This window comes from Ruegeria sp. AH12 (genome assembly GCF_056541465.1).
This window is the reverse complement of the sequence record NZ_JBQFYL010000004.1, coordinates 263,736-280,765: the sequence shown is the minus strand read 5'-3', so window position 1 is coordinate 280,765 and position 17,030 is coordinate 263,736. Positions and strand designations below refer to the sequence as shown.

Annotated in this window: 8 protein-coding genes and 1 pseudogene; 7 read left to right on the top strand and 2 right to left on the bottom strand. The window is 51.3% G+C overall.

Annotation, left to right across the window (positions count from 1 at the left end; translation table 11 throughout):
- Positions 1–503: 503 nt before the first annotated feature.
- The gene (locus tag ACR0EL_RS10195; RefSeq protein ID WP_480499732.1) at positions 504–4,157 is read right to left on the bottom strand and encodes a Hint domain-containing protein; all 3,654 of its coding nucleotides are present in this window, start codon (positions 4,155–4,157) and stop codon (positions 504–506) included.
- Between the two features lie 1,132 nt (positions 4,158–5,289).
- On the opposite strand from ACR0EL_RS10195, the gene ACR0EL_RS10190 reads away from it, so the two are divergent.
- A complete protein-coding gene (locus ACR0EL_RS10190; RefSeq protein WP_480499731.1) occupies positions 5,290–6,279 on the top strand; it encodes a helix-turn-helix domain-containing protein in 990 nt (329 codons plus the stop codon).
- Between the two features lie 1,299 nt (positions 6,280–7,578).
- On the opposite strand, the gene ACR0EL_RS10185 is transcribed toward ACR0EL_RS10190, so the two are convergent.
- On the bottom strand, positions 7,579–8,400 hold the full coding sequence (locus ACR0EL_RS10185; protein WP_480499729.1) for a sulfotransferase: 822 nt from the start codon (positions 8,398–8,400) through the stop codon (positions 7,579–7,581).
- 98 nt (positions 8,401–8,498) lie between these two features.
- Between ACR0EL_RS10185 and ACR0EL_RS10180 the strand changes: the two genes are divergently transcribed.
- From ACR0EL_RS10180 to ACR0EL_RS10155, 6 genes and pseudogenes are all read left to right on the top strand, one after another.
- Entirely contained in the window at positions 8,499–10,817 is a 2,319-nt protein-coding gene (locus tag ACR0EL_RS10180) for a TOMM precursor leader peptide-binding protein (protein ID WP_480499728.1), read from the top strand.
- A complete protein-coding gene (locus ACR0EL_RS10175; RefSeq protein ID WP_480499726.1) occupies positions 10,814–11,941 on the top strand; it encodes a hypothetical protein in 1,128 nt (375 codons plus the stop codon). Before ACR0EL_RS10180 ends, ACR0EL_RS10175 begins: the two co-directional genes overlap by 4 nt.
- Before the next feature lie 2 nt (positions 11,942–11,943).
- Complete coding sequence (locus ACR0EL_RS10170) at positions 11,944–13,311, top strand: SagB family peptide dehydrogenase (RefSeq protein WP_480499724.1); 1,368 nt, start codon at positions 11,944–11,946, stop codon at positions 13,309–13,311.
- A pseudogene (locus tag ACR0EL_RS10165) lies at positions 13,308–13,706 on the top strand (cysteine peptidase family C39 domain-containing protein); the annotation flags it as partial. The gene ACR0EL_RS10170 and the pseudogene ACR0EL_RS10165, both read left to right, overlap by 4 nt.
- A 186-nt stretch (positions 13,707–13,892) precedes the next feature.
- Positions 13,893–15,395 (top strand): ATP-binding cassette domain-containing protein, encoded by a 1,503-nt coding sequence (locus ACR0EL_RS10160; protein ID WP_480499741.1) that lies wholly within the window; start codon positions 13,893–13,895, stop codon positions 15,393–15,395.
- 202 nt (positions 15,396–15,597) lie between these two features.
- Entirely contained in the window at positions 15,598–17,007 is a 1,410-nt protein-coding gene (locus ACR0EL_RS10155) for an ATP-binding cassette domain-containing protein (protein ID WP_480499723.1), read from the top strand.
- Positions 17,008–17,030: the final 23 nt, after the last annotated feature.

The following is a 17,030-nucleotide window of genomic DNA, read 5'->3' as shown; positions in this document are numbered from 1 at the left end:
CCGCTATGACAGGTGCCCAAAGGTATTCCTCTCCGCCATCGCTCTCGCCGCCACTGTCATATTCTGGCTATGAAACAACAACGAGTCCTGAACCTAGGCCAGAACGCCGTCACTGTGTACTTAACCTCAAATACTATTGAAAATACCCGGCCTTGCCGAATTAAGGGGGCGACAGGCAAGGCCGGGTGACCGCAAGATGGAAGCCAAAATTACCTCGCTTTTCTGCGGCGTAACCCTTCATTTTTGCAGATGCTGTCAGCCTCGGGAATTGACATCCCTTTCGGGGCAAGCACTGCCTGATCCCAAACGACTAAGTCAGGTGTATATAGCTGACAGGTCACGATACCCTTTGGGGTTTCGATCTCAACCGGAGTTGTTTCGTAGTAGTTTGGGTCATTGCATCCGCAAATACTCAGGATTGATGTAAGAGCAATTGCTACTCGGTTTACGTGGATTTTGGGTTCTCCTTCTTTCAAAAGGTTGCGGAAGTGAGTGATGCCGGCTTAAACTGCACGGTCGAGGTTAATGAGGTTGCTTTCATGGGCTTTCAAAACCATACGCGCGGTGGACCCGTAGTTTGAGGTTTCCTCAAACGCGTCGAGTTCTGGGAATAGGTTCAGGATTTCTTCACGCATTTCGCTGTCTTGCGCCAAAACCTCGGAGCCTGGAAAGAAGCTCTCGGTCCAAAGATCGTTTGACAAGACAAGTTCATGAGCGTCGAACAAGATATGGAAATACTCAACCGTACCTCCGGGTTGCCGCGTGATGCCAGGCTGGCCAACAAGGTGTTTTGCGGCAACCAGTACCTCGCTTTCACCAAACAATGCTCCCATGTCTGCACTGTTTTTTAGAACGCGGTGATTAGGCGATAGCCACAGGTACTGATCATTCGACCCAAGCACGCCAGGGGCGATGCGGATTGGGGCCAATTTCCCTAGCGCAGAAACTCTTTTGGACCCGATCCACCGGATTTCCTGTAGACCATTGTCCCGAGTGATAACCCTGTCGCCGACCTTCAGGCGTTCGACTGTGGTCAGCCCTCTGGCAGTCGCGATCTCGGTGCCGGATACGAAACAGGGAACGCCTGTTTGTTCGAACAACGAAGACCCATTGATGCCAGACAAAGCGGCAAGCCCGGTGATCTGTCCGCCTCCCATCGACGTATTGTCGGAGTAATCACCAGAGGACTGGTTCAGAATACCATCGTCTGCCAGATCTTGTTCAAGTTCGGCTTGGTCTGTGTAGTAACTGGACAGATCGATAAAATCGTTGTTCGAATTGTCACCATCATCGGCATCAGTGGAACCCGTACCAAAATCGGTGATATCCAATGCCTCACCAGCAGTATGTATGAAGATGTCATCCCCATCGCCGCCTGTGGATTGATTATCTCCGATACCACCGACCAGTGTATCATTGCCCAACCCGCCGGTCAGGGTGTCATTACCATCTTGGCCGAAAAGCTGATCGTTCCCGTCGCCGCCGTCCAGATCGTCGTTGCCTTCGCCGCCAATGAGCTGATCAGCCCCGGCACCCCCCGTCAGCGTGTCATTGCCGTCCTGGCCAAACATGAGGTCATTGCCGTCACCACCATCCAGAATGTCGTTGCCAGTACCACCCTGAAGTTCATCATTGCCAGCACCGCCAAGCAGAGTGTCCTCACCTGCATCGCCAAACAGCCGGTCATCACCATCACCGCCATCTAGAAAATCGACCCCATCTCCTCCAACCAAATCGTCGGAGCCAAGACCGCCATCAAGCGTATCGTCGCCTGCTTCGCCAAACAGCAAGTCGTTTCCGTCGCCGCCGTCCAGATCGTCGTTGCCATCTCCTGCGACCAACTCATCGTTGCCGATGCCACCACTGAGCGTATCTGTGCCAGTGCCGCCAAACAGCCTGTCATCGCCATCTTCACCGAACAGCGCATCGTCACCGTCTTCACCAACAAGATCGTCATTGCCGGATCCGCCAAAGATCTGATCGTTGTCGGCACCGCCATAGACTTCATCGTCGCCTAAGCCGGCTGAGATGATGTCATCGCCACCGTTGCCGAAAATCAGATCATCCAGACCATCTGGCCCGTCGATGATATCGCCACCGCCATCTGTCAGCTGGCCCGCATCATCATAAAGCGGCCCCATTGTTTCGCCGTAGTCTTCGCCATCCACGGCGCCATCTGGATTGGCGCGGACAAGACTGCCGATATCGACGCCGGTATTGTCCGGCGTTAAATCGTTGGGGGAAACAGGGTTCCCATTTCCGTCCAAAATGGTCAGCGAATTGTTCGCATCCCAACCAGCGTAAGGATCATCCAGAACCCCATCCGCCTGATCGGCCCGCAGCCATTCCAATTCATTGGTGATCACAGTCGGATCAATATGACCCGCATTCACCGCTGCGATAAAATTGGCTTCTGAATAATAGGAACTCAGATCGACGAAATCATTATTCGTAACATCGCCATCATCAATCGGACCACTGTTTCCAACATTAAAATCGGTGATTGTGTTGTGACCCGCGCCAGGAATGAACGTGTCATCCCCGTCACCGCCTGTCAAAATATCATCACCTTCGCCGCCGTCCAGGGTGTCATCCCCACCAGGTTCATAGGGGTCAGCGGAAAATGTTACCAGCTCGTCATAAGCGACGCTTCCAGCCCCAGTTTGCGAGGTTGAAAGATATTCATGCCCCTCTACAAAGGGTTTGCTGGTCGCAAGGTATTGGTAGGTGATACCATGTCCCATGGTGACTTCAAAGACAAAGAAATCATCTATGTAATTGCCATTCTCATCATATTCTTCAAACCGATGTTCAGTTGTTGTTGCGATGTACGTCCCCGCAGGGAAGGTTTCGTACTCAGTGGTGAATTCTTCGGTCAGTCTCTGACCGCCACCCCCACGACCATTATCAGTGAGTTGCTCGTCCTCAAAGAGTGAAGCCGTTTCTAATATCAGATCCGTGTCTGGGCCGACTGCAGAGTTGTTCCCAACCGCAGCAGGACCACTGTATTGGATGTCTGTGTCTGATATTGTGATTGTCTGAACACTGCTTGGGTTTGCATTGTATATACCCGACCAGGCGTTGCTATATAAACCCACCCCAGTGGACGTCGTGTCAAATCCAAAACGATCAACAAGTGTGAACTGATGCTCGGTCGACAGTGTTGGCGGCGGTGGAGGAGCTGTGCCGCTGCTATCCCCCCCTGAAATGACGTCATCCCCGTCGCCACCAGAAAGCATGTCGTCACCAGAACCGCCATCAATCGCATCGGCTCCGTCACCGCCATCGATGGTATCACTGCCAGCACCACCATCAATTGTGTCGTCCCCCAAACCACCATCAATGACATTCTGGCTTTCATCACCAGTCAACGTGTCATCAAAAGCAGAACCCGTCAGGTTTTCGAAGTTGCTGAGCGTGTCACCTTCTGCATGCCCACCCGAGGCAACACCTGTATCCAGATTCACCTCAACGGCAGCATCCGAGTTTTCAAAGCTTGCTGTGTCGGTTCCGGTGCCACCATCAATTCTGTCAGCACCCGCGCCACCTTCGATCGTGTCGTTGCCAGCATGGCCAAAGATCGTGTCGTCGATCCCGTCAGCGCCATCAATGATGTCCCCCTCGGCATCAACATAGCCGATCCCCATGGTGTCATCACCTGATGTTCCATCGACCGCATCCTCTGGCACAACGTTGGTCAGCTCATTGAAAGACAGAAAGTTCCCAAGGCTGCTGAACGCTGAAACCGTGTTGGCAACTTCAAAAGTGGCGATTTCCTTGGTCGAATCGATACCGGACGTCTGCAAACCGGCCGGTGTGTTGCTGTCGTAGGTCGACCAGATAAACTGCCCGTCCGCCGTATGGATAGCCCAAAGGTTCTGTGCGTTGCCCGTCGTTCCGTCTGCATAGGTGATGATGCCATCAAGCTGGTAGACATTACCTCCGTCGCTCGTGACCACGCCATCAACAACAATGATCTCATTATTGAGCATTTGGCCATCGCCGTTGAAGTCAATGTCAACAGTTGTCAGGCCCGAGAAGGAAAACACCGTCCCCGCGGTTACCTGTGCCGCTCCAAGAGGTGTTCCACCGTCATCTGTAACCGCTGTGTCTCCTGAGCCCCTGGCGGGACCCCCAGTCGTATAGTCAAAACCCATCTACTCGTTCCTCATGCGACCGCATGCGGTCGTGTTTTGCCACCTGTTTTTCAACCTTTTGAAGAAGCAACACTCACCACTACGTGTGTTCACAGCCTGCTCACCCTTGCGGGATGCACAGCACCACTTGATCAATTCCGATCTCTGCTGCGATGCCATAAACACCACTTGGGCTGCTGGCATACATCGGCCTGCGATGTCTTCCTCGGGTTTCAATAGTGTATCGATGACCTTGATCATCCCTGAGCTCCATCGTCCAACGAGGCCGAGCTTCAGTTGCGTCATCACAAGCTACTGCAATCAAAGACAGACGCCGGTTTTCGTCCGGAACCATTGATTGCGCTGTGTCGACTGATATGAGCGTTGGGATGCGCGGTACGCCGAGTGATCTAGACATTAAACGATACCTCAAATTACTGCTGTGCCTTAGATTGCAACGACTATCGTCTCGCATCCTGGTCGCTGCCCGGAGTGTTCGTTCATTGGACAAGCTAAAGCCCTCTCTTTTTAACTAACTTGCGTCCAGCTTCGGCGCTCTATCCTCGAACCTAACTGAAAAGGGTTAACCCAACCTCTCGTTCGGTAGGTATCAGACTGATCTGAACTGCTTGGGTAAGAAATGAAAAAGTCACTGGCGCCGCCGCGATGACGACGCTGGTGTCAAATCACGTAAACGGTCTCAAAATATTATGCCTGATACCCGTACAGTGGATGCTGGAAACTATTATTGTTTCGATTTATTGGGCAAACATCAGCTCTCAGATCGCTGAACAAATCAGCAAAAGCTCAGGAATCTATTCGCGATCGCTGATGGCGATATCCATAGTTGCCAGTTGACTACCGAATCGCTCTGATCTGAACCAGAGACTGTCTGGATTTATGTATCGATTTCAATACTATGGCAAACATTTGGCATTCGCGTTGGGTTTCCACAATCATGCCATTATTGAAGGTGAATTTTGCCTAAAAAAATAGCGCTCTTTCAGTTGGCCGGAGCTTTGCCCAACTTTGTCTTGGTCATCTTTTGCCGCACTTGCATACTCAAGAGCCCGCCTCAAATCAGAAAGGAATGTGCAAAGTCCACTCATGTCGTTGTGCAAGGCTGGAGTGACGCTTAGCTGTGGTTCTAGATATGATCAAGATTTCGACCTCAAACGTCTTGTTACCCGGTTACTTTCGTGCCCAGTTCAGAAGCCAGTTTGGAGAGTTGCTCAAGAATGAACTTCCCAAACTCTCTGATCTGCAAGTGGAACTCACACTCGAAGAAGTTTGGAATACATTTGACATCGCAGACCGAATAATTGGTGAGCACTGGCCGCTGTTAGCAACTAAGCTTTGGAAGTACGGTACCCATCAACTGTTGACATCATTCGTCGAAACCAGCCCGAACATTGCCACTGCACTTCGCGATGTTTTCTCCGAAAGTACAGCATATCTTCCCGTTTTTGCCGCCAGTTTTGATCCTACGCCCGAGTGTATGGTGGTCAGAATTCGTCCTGCATTTGAAGTAAAGGATCGCCACTGGAACATCCTAATGATGCTGATGATACTCGGGGAGACTGCATTCTATAAAAGGCACCTACCCGAAGAAGCAAAGTTGATTACTTACAAAACCAGTATTCCTGAGAGCGACTACTCAGACACTTTCCGAAAGTTGACGACCGCAAACATGAATTTTGGCTTTCCACCTGAGGAAGCACACTTCATGTACCCATATTCTCTGATTGGAAAGAGTGTCGGAAACCGAAATGATCGTCTCAACAAAGTGTTGCTCGAAGAAATTCGACAAACAGCACGATTGCCGGCTGCAACCGACCAGACTTTGCTAAACCTAAAAAGGCTTATTTCTGACCGTCTTCCAGACGTGTTACCGGTCGATGCTGCGGCGTCTGAACTGAAGATCTCCCGCAGCTCGCTGCTGCGCCTTCTAAAAACACATGGCCAAAGCTATCGAGAGCTCGTGACAACCGCGCGTCGAGAATATGTACTCGTTCGGTTGTCTAATATTAGATACGAAGAGGACTATGCTGCAAAGCTGGGGTTTTCATCAGTACGTGCCTTGAACGAATTTTGCACCAAGAACCTTGGCTATACGCTTAGAAGACTTCTTAGAGACTCGTGAGCCAAGCAGACACGGTGGGGTTTTCTTGTGAAGTAAGAATGGTTTTTTGGAAGTCGCTGTGATCAGATGACCAGTCCGGCGGACCGGCACTGGATAGACATTGGACTGGAGTATTGTTCGGCGCTTCCCTGTAAGCCTAAAATGCAAACAATCAGCGGCCCAACTCCAAACCAATTCGATGACGCCGATTACATCGCCGCTGCAACGGGGATTGTTCACGTATTCAGACTGCCACCACTTGAATCGGTCGAAGATTTTGGCTCATGTCCGCAGGTGGTGAATATAGTTCCAAGAGTGGCTTACCGTTTTTCTTATGTCTTCTCACCAACATCTTCTGCTGATTGCCTTCTACCTGGCTGAGTATCGGGACGGAACCAAGTCGCGATGGCTGTCAAACCCGCTGAACGGGTTGAAAGGCTGAACCTAAGGAGCACGCTAACAGCCATCCGTCGCGATGTGCCCATGGGATTTGTTGACAAAATTTGCCTTATCAACGAACACAGTGGCCACCCGAAAGAAGTCCAAAAAGCTGAGCTTCTGAACTCTTTCTGCGTTGCACGGATATGGGCCTGCCAGTTGCGCATTCTCTGGTGGGTAACCAACGGTTCTTGAGCTCCCTATGATCAACAACCCGACACCAACAACCGGGCATTGGAATATCCTCGACATCTATTCGCCAGACAGGGACGTTTCGCACGTTGCAACCTAACGTGATTTGGAGTTTGGGATACGTCTGCGCATAAGGCTCTTGTCTAAATCTGTGAAACAGAACGGCAAGTGCCGCTATACTCAGGTTCAATATCATGGGTGAACATTGCGTCGTATAAGGAATGATCTCTTCAACTGAAACATAACCGGCATCGAAAAAAGCTTGTAAGTGTTTTGGGTCAGAAATGCTTGACGTAATTAGCCGATTAATTGAGGTTTGGGCGGTCGATTGAGTCAAAAATCAGTGACGTTCTACATTTCCCTGTGAGGCGACGCATAGTTATGCCATCAGCGACAGAACCTTTCCTTTTTTGGCCTCACATCTTTGATCCAGCACCTAAACCGATTTCATTGATCCTGACTTTCTTTCGAAAAATTAGGACTGATTTGCAGATCAGACGCCGAAGGCGCCTGTTCCTGCTGATCTGAAACGCGGCGAACGCGGATGGGGGGCGAGGCGATGCTATTCGACAATAGTGGTGTGGCCCGCAGGCGCAGCCGAGGGCACGGTTTTGTCTAATAGGGTTGGCGTAGCAAAAGTGCGCTTACACCTCGAATTCTCCAACAAAGTCGGACCAATTGTGCACTGTCTTAGTTATCCAAAGTGATAAGCTTTCGAATATTCGCCCACATCAGTATTGCCTGCGATTTTTGTGGTTCTAGCGAGCTAGAAATCAAGTTTGAGTACCTTAGCTTTGGTGAATCAGGGCGCTTGTGTAGGTGGCCCGTACTTGTAGTCAGCATCCCCGGTTCTATCCCGGCGAATGAGCTGAGCGCATTGTGTGAAACAGACAAGTATTCGGTCCCCAATACCAGGCGCCGATTTAGAGGTACGACAGCAAGTATACGTTCGTTTTGGCTGGTCCAGAATTGCAACAACTGACGCGAGAGGTCCGGCAATGCTTTTTGATACACTTCAGCATCTAGCGCCATTGAAGGATCGAAACGGACTCCGCTGATCTTTGCCAATCGCATGAAGCTGGCGGGGAAAGGTAATCCGCGGGTGCGTGCGTCAAAAGCATCTCGCTGCAAATGCGCCAGAACTGATTCAAGCCAGCTAAAGGGCTCGCGTAATACAACTATGAATTTAGCTTTAGGCATGAGCTTTGTGAACTCCCGGGCAAACCAGAAATTGACGCTGGAGCTATCGACTTCAAGTTGTCCAAGCGCTTGTCGGGTCAACAAAAATGCACTCAGCTCAACTCGGCTGATCCTGCCGTCATCATATGCTTCAAGTATCTTGGTCGCCGCATCAAATTGGTATTCATGGCTTGCGCGAAAAGCGGAGAAAAGACCCGCAACTGACTTCGTTCCCGTTTTTGGTAAGCTCAAGTTAACAATATGTAGTTGGCGCATGGTAACCAGTGTTAGTGCCGCAGGGCGACTGAGAGCAAGAGTGGAATTGGCGTACATCTTACGGGCGACGTGTGCCTTCTTGCATCTCCTCACAATACGGATAGATGTATTTCAACTAAGTAATGAGCAAGATGAGATCCAGATCGAGCAAAGCCTTGCAAGAAACTTCGCCCAAATCAATCCTGGCACCGCATCCAAACCAATATCTCAAACCCGGTGCTTTGAACGTGCGGCCGTTGTTTCGGACCCATCTTCGATACGGCGCGTTGGCAGCTGACTCGATGCTAATAAAAAGTGAGGTGGATACGCTCGTTCTTGAGGGAGTTGACGCGGCCCAATTGCAGGTTTTGATCCCGTTTTTGGACGGGGCACATACACTGCGCCAGGTTCTGCAAGCGCTGAATGGCGTCATCGATTCAGCGGATATGTTTTCTGCTTTGGGGCTACTGGATGAACACGGCTGCCTTGATACAATCGAATCCGACGTGCCTGTTGAGACTGTCATTTGGCACAGTGCAGGATTGGATATTGAGAGTGTCGGCACGTCCCCGCACGGCTCTTCTGTGTCGATTATCAGCCTGGGTGTGAGTACGAAGTTTGTCGAAGAATTGCGCGCGTCACTTGGTCAAGCCGGGATAGACGCCTTGGCGTCAGGCTCTACTAGGGAGTCGGCGTTCACCGTCGTATTGGTCGATGACTACCTCAACCCTGAGCTGCCAGAACTAAACCGTAGTTTTTTGGAGTCAGGCACTGCTTGGCTCATTGCTAAACCTGTTGGACGTGTCTTGTGGTTCGGACCTGTTTTTGGACCAAATGAACAAGCATGCTGGGCTTGCTTGGCACAGAGACTCAGGGACAATCAACGTGATGAGCTGGCGGCTTTAACCAAGGATGCTGCGGCGCAAGCACCGCCTTCGAGCGGGCTGTTCGAAACCGCGTCCCTCTCACTTCTAACAACTCAGATTTCTCTTTTGTTTGGAGGACGGAATAGGGGTGCGCAGCCCCGCGTACTCAGAACTTTCGATCATGTTGAAGCAGCGAGCGCTCAACATTTTTTCCCACACCGTCCACAATGTCCTGAGTGTGGCTCAGGTGCGCCAAAGGACGGTTGGCGGTTGGATCAAAGCGAACTTTTGATGCGCCCGGGGCTTCAACTTCATGACGCGGTCAAACGATCCTCAAGTGACGGAGGTTTTCGCGTTTGCTCTGCTGAAGAGACGATTGCACGCCTATCACCACTCGTCAGCCCAATCACCGGCATCATTCCCAGCCTCCAAGATGGCGTGATCGGTCCATTTCACGTCACAAAGTGCAAGCAGATCTCTCCTTGGCGCGTAGATGGCTGGCAGAGGCGCATTGACTTGACATTGGGTGCTGGCGGAAAGGGTGCGAGCAGTGCGCAAGCGCGGGCAGGTTGCATGGCCGAAGCCGTTGAGCGGTATTGCGGGACATTTCAGGGCGATGAGCCACGGATTTTTGGCTCGCTGAACGCGCTCAAGCCCTATGCGATCCATCCCAACGATGTCATGGGGTTCAGCCAGAAGCAATATGCTGATCGTGCTGCTGGCAAAAGCTCCGGTTTTCAAATTCCGGAGCCGTTTGACCCTGACTTGCAAATGGACTGGACGCCATTGTGGTCGCTGCGAGAAAAGACATGGCGTCTGCTTCCAACGACCTACTGCTACTACGAAGCTCCTTCGCAAGGTGGTTTCTGCGTAAGTAACTCGAACGGATGCGCCGCTGGAAATACAAGAGAAGAAGCAATCCTGCATGGCTTGCTGGAACTTATCGAGCGCGATGCTATTGCTATCTGGTGGTACAATAGGCTGCATCGTCCACCGCTTGAAAGTTCTCGGTTGGACAGTTTTGCCTCCAGACGGGTCGCGGACTTAACCCGCGAGCAGGCCGCAGCTGGGCGAACTCTTGCTCTTCTCGATCTGACTAACGATCTTGGCGTTCCAGTTATCGGCGCGGTGTCTGCGGACTATCAATCAGGGAGCAATATTGTATTCGGCTTCGGCGCGCATCTTGATCCTTCGATTGCCGCACTTCGCGCTGTAAGCGAACTGGTTCAGCTTGAGGTTTATCGCCGTGAAGCCGAACAATCGGCGGCTCCACGCATGGACCAAGTGCGCGCTTGGTTTGCTGCGGCCAATCTGGAAAGTCATTCTTATCTGGTCCCAGATCAATCAGCAGCGCCCGCCCGCCATTCAGAGTTCAGCCAAAGCACGAACTTGAAGGACTATATTGAAGATCTTGTTAGACTGCTTGGCAAATGCGGATACGATGTGCTTGCGCTTGATTGCACGCGCCCTGACATTGATTTCCCTGTCGTTCGAGTGGTCGTGCCGGGTCTGCGTCATTATCACAACCGCTTTGCGCCCGGTCGACTTTATGATGTTCCTGTCGAAATGGGATGGCAAAGATCAGCAACCAAAGAGGCCGATCTTAACCCGATCGTGTATTTTGCGTGACTGGCCCAGTTCTGAAAGAGCCTGAAACACGTTTGTATTCGCGATATATCGAAATCGCGACCAGAAGTCTCTTTTCCGGTGTCGACAATAGTCGGGATTTAGAGCTTGCAGAAAGGACGATAGGGGCAATTCCACTCGATCAGGAGGTGCCGCCACCTGTTGGCATTGAGATACCGATGCACGGACCCTGGTCGGGTTTCGATTTGTCACTTGGGTTCGCCTCTGGTTTCGGAAACAAGCACGCGATCAAAACCGCTGCGCAAGCTGCCTCGCCAACGCTGGCGCAATCCTTTTCGAACGTTGCATCTATCGAGACCAGCGACCCGGAACTCTGGCAGCAGCTAGATAACTTCTGGTTCGAATTCGACCTCCGCAACCAGCAAAGTGCTGCGGCCAGTGTTTATTTTTCACCGAACGCTCAAGAACTTGGTACGCAAGCGACCACCAGCTTGACCAACGACCAGCCGCAGCAGCTTACGCAAACGCAAGTAGAGGCAGCATGTGCGGGCATGAAAAAGCTGTTTCCCAATATCAGCGGTGATGACCTTGCAATATTGGCGTCAATGATGCGGACTTATCAAAGCGTCAGCCCCTTTCTGCTTTGTGGCGCTATGCTGGGCCGCCGACCAATTGAGGCGCGGGTCGTCTTCGCCTTTTCGAACATTCAAGAAGCTTCCGCTTATCTAAACAAATTTGGCATAACCTGCCACGAGGGTGTTCTGCACTCAGTCAACGAGAGTTATGGTGATCTTACTGAGCGCGTATTGCTGGGCATCGCACCGCTGGTGCCGGGGCGCCACAAGGTTGGATTGGAACTATATGCCCCCAATGGTTGGATGCGGTCAGACAGCCATGATCGCCAGTTAATTGACCGGATGATGGAAAACGGCCATTGCGACCCTGCGCCTGCGCAGACGGTAAAGAGCTTTCCGGGTCTTTCAGTCGTCGATGGTGGACGTGAACATTGGCCGGTCGTTCCTCATCGAGATGGCTTTGCCCAAGCGGACGCGCAGTGCCCGATTTGCGTTCGCAGATTCCACCATGTGAAGTTCTCAATAGAGAATGGAGAAATCAAGCAGACCAAAACCTATCTGTCCTCCCACTTTCAGTGGTCCCGGATGTAACAATGGTTGAGAAACAAACAGAGCAAATAAATGACCCAGCCAGCCGACTTCTTTGGAGATGGAGCGGCCAAGTCGTATTTGATGCCGATTATGGTTCGATAGAGTGTTCAGAAACCGGCGAAAGTTTCAGAATCGAGCCATCTTTTCTTGAGCGCATTCGACCTCTGACTATCGGCCTATCGGGCAACGGTTTGGATGACCGACAGATTAGGTCATTGGCATCATGTCAAGATGCAGGGTTGCTCTATGCTTATCTTGGCCGATTTCTGGAAAGCCTTTGCATTGAATGGGCGCTTTACATAGGGCAGACAAACGTGGCGGTGTTCAAGTCGTTGGTTCGCGGTTTCCGACCTGACACTGCAAGTGACATCACGTACACGCGAATTTCACCGTTCGCATTTCTTCGATTTAACGATGGTACGCCTGTTCTACAGTCCCCGCTGTCGCAATGTCGGGCTGAGTTGTCCGTAGCTGGCGCACATGCTTTTCTTGATGCTCAGTCCGAAACGCACAGAACTCAGGATTTCATAAGTAATGAATTGGCCCGTGCACTCGCCCGTTTTGGGTTCATGGAGGACAGCAAAGAAAGAACGGATCAAGGGTTGGAAAGCTGGGATTTTTCTGATGCGCTTTTGCATGTCTCCAGCACCCGCAGGCGAGACTTGCCGATCGTAGGGCTCAACAAAAGGCTTCAGGAACAATTTCCTCGCCCTCCTACATACGCGCCATCGTCCGGGCCTAAAGTTGAGTTACCTGCTCCACGTCAGGAGGAAATGGCACGGCATTCGGCACTTGACACGATGCGCAAGCGGGTATCTTGCCGGGATTGGTCGACCCATAGTCTGCCGTTGGAGACTGTTTCCACCTTTCTTTCGGTGCTAGTTGGGCCGAAGACTGATGAAAGTGATGCCCCTTCATCAAAGGCGAATACTCTGCCGATGGCTGGAGGCATAGATGCGCTTGGATGGTTCATCGTCGCGGGGCGGATTGAAGGCCTTGATGTCCGTTTGTATCGCTACGTTGCCGAAAACCACCGCCTTGAGGTGTTTGAGCATTCACGCAGCCAAGCACAGGACATGCTGAAAGCGGCAACTGCGTCTATGAATAGATCACAACCCGAGCCTCAAGCCATAATCCTACAGACTTTACGGTTGCCTTTGCTGTCATGGCGCTACGCCGGAATGGCCTACAGGTTGGGACTGCTCGACGCAGGTATCTCTGTTCACGCGATGTATATGATGGCGACCCAAATGGGTTTGGGTGGGTGCGCTTTAGGGACAGTCGACCCCCGACCCTTTGAGTCGGCGACAGCAATCGATTGGTCCGTGGAAACACCAATCTCTGCCTTTGCTCTTGGGTTGCCAGCATGAACAGCCTCTTTGGGTTTGCACGAACTCCGCTGTCGCCACAGCTTCACACCTACGATTGCGGACTTGCAGCTCTTCTTTGCATACTCAGGTACTTTGGGTACCCTTTGGAACGCTCGGACCTTGAAAGAAAGATTAAGCCGACACGAAACGGCGTAGCGCTCACATCTCTCGCCGACATAGCCATGGGTTTCGACGTGTCAGCGCAGGTTCGCCGCTGCACCGCAAAGGACGTTTTGGATTCACAGATCCCAATTTTGCTTCATTGGAACCAAAACCATTACGTTGTTTATGAGGCGCATCGCTTCGGAAGGGTCCGGATCAATGATCCAGCGCGTGGGCGTAGGACGATATCACAAGACGAATTTATCCGGAGTTTTTCAGGCTCAGCCATTTTTTTTGATCCACCCTTCGAAAGACTGCGGTGGAGAAGTGTGTTCAAATCACGAGCCGGATCACTCTTACAGTTGTGGTCATTCGTATCTTCAGAACCGTTGCAAGCGCTCTTCGGACTTTTGTCTGGCCTAGTCTGCGGACTACTTTTTTTACTGCTTCAAAATAGTTCTGATGCACGCGATTCATCAATGTCCCAATTTGTCTGGATGTCTTTGGTTGCGACACTTGCCGGTCTCCTGGCGGTTCATTTGTTAAACCTAAGACGTCTCGGCGAGCGCAAACGGAGGCTGCGCGATCTTGCATACAAATCTCTTGATGGAGGTTTTTCTACTTCACGGCATTGGTCGGCGCAGTTTGTTCTTATTCTGGCCAATACCAATCTTCTTTTTTCGACCGACAAGGCCCAGTTGCTTAGATGGATTTCTGCATTGGTTGCGATCATCGGATTGATGGTTTTCGTGCCGGACCATCACTTGGCATCTTATACCGCTTTCGCTTTCTCCTTTGTCCTTGTCATCGGGGCAATGCTTGTCACGGGCTGGTTGAAACAAGCCGAGATGGAAAGGAATGCAGACGACAAGGTCGGCATCATGCTGGACGTGTGGTTTGTCGATATGGTCAGCGATTTTTCGTTTTTGCAAAAGATTGCGCGCACTCCGACCCAGCTGGACATCATGCACAATTCGATTTTGGATCGGGTTTACAAAAGAAATCGGGACAACAGGATAAATTTGCTTTTGGTTCTGGCTAATTTTCTGTCCGCTACCGTCCTTGCGGGGTTTGCGGTTTTTGCGCCGAAAGGCATTGGGTCAGATATTGCATTGCTGTTTGCAGCAAGCGGATTTGCGGCATCCGCGATGGCCCATTCATTTATCAGACCCTCCACGATTCCATCGCCTGTGCGCCAGGCTGTCGTCGAAGAGTTAGAGAATGGCGGCACTCAGAACAGCCGCCTTGAACCGAGCCAGATAATCGAGCGCGTTGAAACCGGAATCGCTCGTCTCACATTCGACCAGGTTTGTTTTGGTTTTCAAGATGCAAGTCACATACTTCTCAAAGACGCAAATATGGTTATTGAGCCCGGGCAAGTCATACTTGTGTTGGGAGAACATGGTTCCGGAAAATCGACGCTCGCCCAATTGGCAGCAGGTCTATTGTCGACCGACGAGGGTTCGGTATCTTTGGTAGATGCGCCTTTAGGCACCTCATCAAACAATGCGGGTCTTATCCATGTTAATGTGGGAAAACCGTTTCGAACGGGTACAATAGGGTCGAACCTGCAGCCTCTGCAAGATCAAGATGGTATTGACGAAACATGGATCCTCGAACACAGCGCCTTGTCGCAAACCGTTAATAACCTTCGCGATGGTGTTTCGACTCGTATTGGTCACAACGGCTGTCCACTTAGCGAAGGTGAAGGTGATCGTTTGCAGGTCGCACGTGTTTTAGCAACGAGACCAAGCTTCGCGGTGCTGGATGAAACCTTTCGCCACTTTAGCGCGGAAGAAGAAAACCGAGCCGTATCGGCCCTTCGAAAGCAAAAAATTGGAACCCTTGTGGTTTCGTCGCAATCCCGTGCGCCGACAAGCTATGACCAGGTTTATCGTCTCGAGGGCCAACGTTTAGCACCGATCAAGAACTTCAAGCTCGGCAACCGGTTCGTCGACCTTACGTCCCAAGATTTCAGGTAGGCGGATGCCTGAGGGACAAGCAACGCGATTGTGGGCCCCGGTAGGACCTGGAATTTTCAAATCGACGTTTGCGGTTGCAAGCATAGCCTGCTCGATATTTGGCGGTGTTGCAGTGCTATGCGCAGCATACATAATCGCAAGCTGGATAACGGTCAGATTTGGTATCGGGGCTGATATTGAACCCGACTATTCGGGTGGGCATGTGCTCGTCTATCTGGCGCTGGCCGCTTTGTTTTCGACCCTTGCGCTTGGTTTCGCCGACCGGGCAAATGCGGTGCTTGCCGAGAAATATGTCGGCCGTGGTCTGCACTTTGCTCTTGAATCGAATGAATTCTCTGCGGAGCTCGCGCAAGACATACTGAAGAGTGTTTTTCTCACGCTAGACCAAGGCGTTGATATCACCCGTTCGGTTGCGCTTGCGACTTATGGGGTTACGATTGTTTTGGGTGCCGGCGCCATATCGTCTGTCTATCTGCCCGGCACTTGGTCAGTGCCTTTATTGTTGCTGACATTTGCTTGCATCACGGTTCAACTGCGATTTTTTATTCGCCAGCGGCGAAAACCTGTGACCGGTGAATGGGCACGTTTGGAAGCGCGCACCCGTTTCTTTCGGCTTTGGAGACTTCGTGAATGGCCAATGATGATGGCCGATATGAAAGAAGTTGATGCGTCGTCTGATCTAAGGCCAGTCAACTACGACAAGGTTGCCACTTTGCCTATGCTTCCTGTCTTATTCTTAGCGGTTCTGCTAATCACAACTCATTGGTCCTCCGAGTCTTTAGAGGTGTTTGTTGACGTTGCGATCACGGCGCTTATGGCATGTCTGTTGGGATTTGGATTGGTCGCATTCGGTCGCGCTCTGGCAGATATAACTCGAAGCCCTTTGCGCAGACTTGTCTTAAACAGTCATGTGCCTATCGGCAGAGATGGGATGCCCGCACAGCCTGATTTCGATGGGAGCGTCAACCTGTCAAATGCCGTTCTCATGCATCCATCGCGCAAAAAACCGGTGCTGAATGAAGTCAATTTGCGCGTCGAAGCTGGCACGATCGTTGGAATTACCGGTTCCGTTGGCAGCGGAAAGACGTCGCTTATCAAAGTGTTACTTGGTCAGGCCAGATTGGTTAAAGGGACTGTGATGTTCGGCACCCGAAACGGGCAAATGCTTGCAAACAAGACAAATCAAGGCCGCGTTGCAGGTTTGTTACAAGGTGATCGGCCTATGGGGCTTACATTGATGAATAACATGCGACTTTCTGGTGCCAGAAACGCCAAAGAGGCTTTTGCTGTGGCATCCGTAACTGGCATTGGGATTGAACCCAGTGTTTTGCCACAAGGTCTATCTACAATGGCGGGGGACAATGGTGCCTATCTTTCAACGTCCGAACAACAGCGGCTCAACCTGGCTTGCGTTTTGTCCAGTAGCGCAAAGATACTCGCGATCGACGATGTAATCTCAACTCTTGGAGCCAAGCGTATTTCAAAGGTTTTCGACTTTGTACGCAAAGAAGGTAGGACGCTGATCCTAGTGTCATTAGATCCCGAAGTTTTGGCCCGCGCGGACACTGTTTATCGACTTGAAGACGGCGATCTGACCAAAATAGAAAATTAGCCCTATCGCTTCAGCGAGATGCC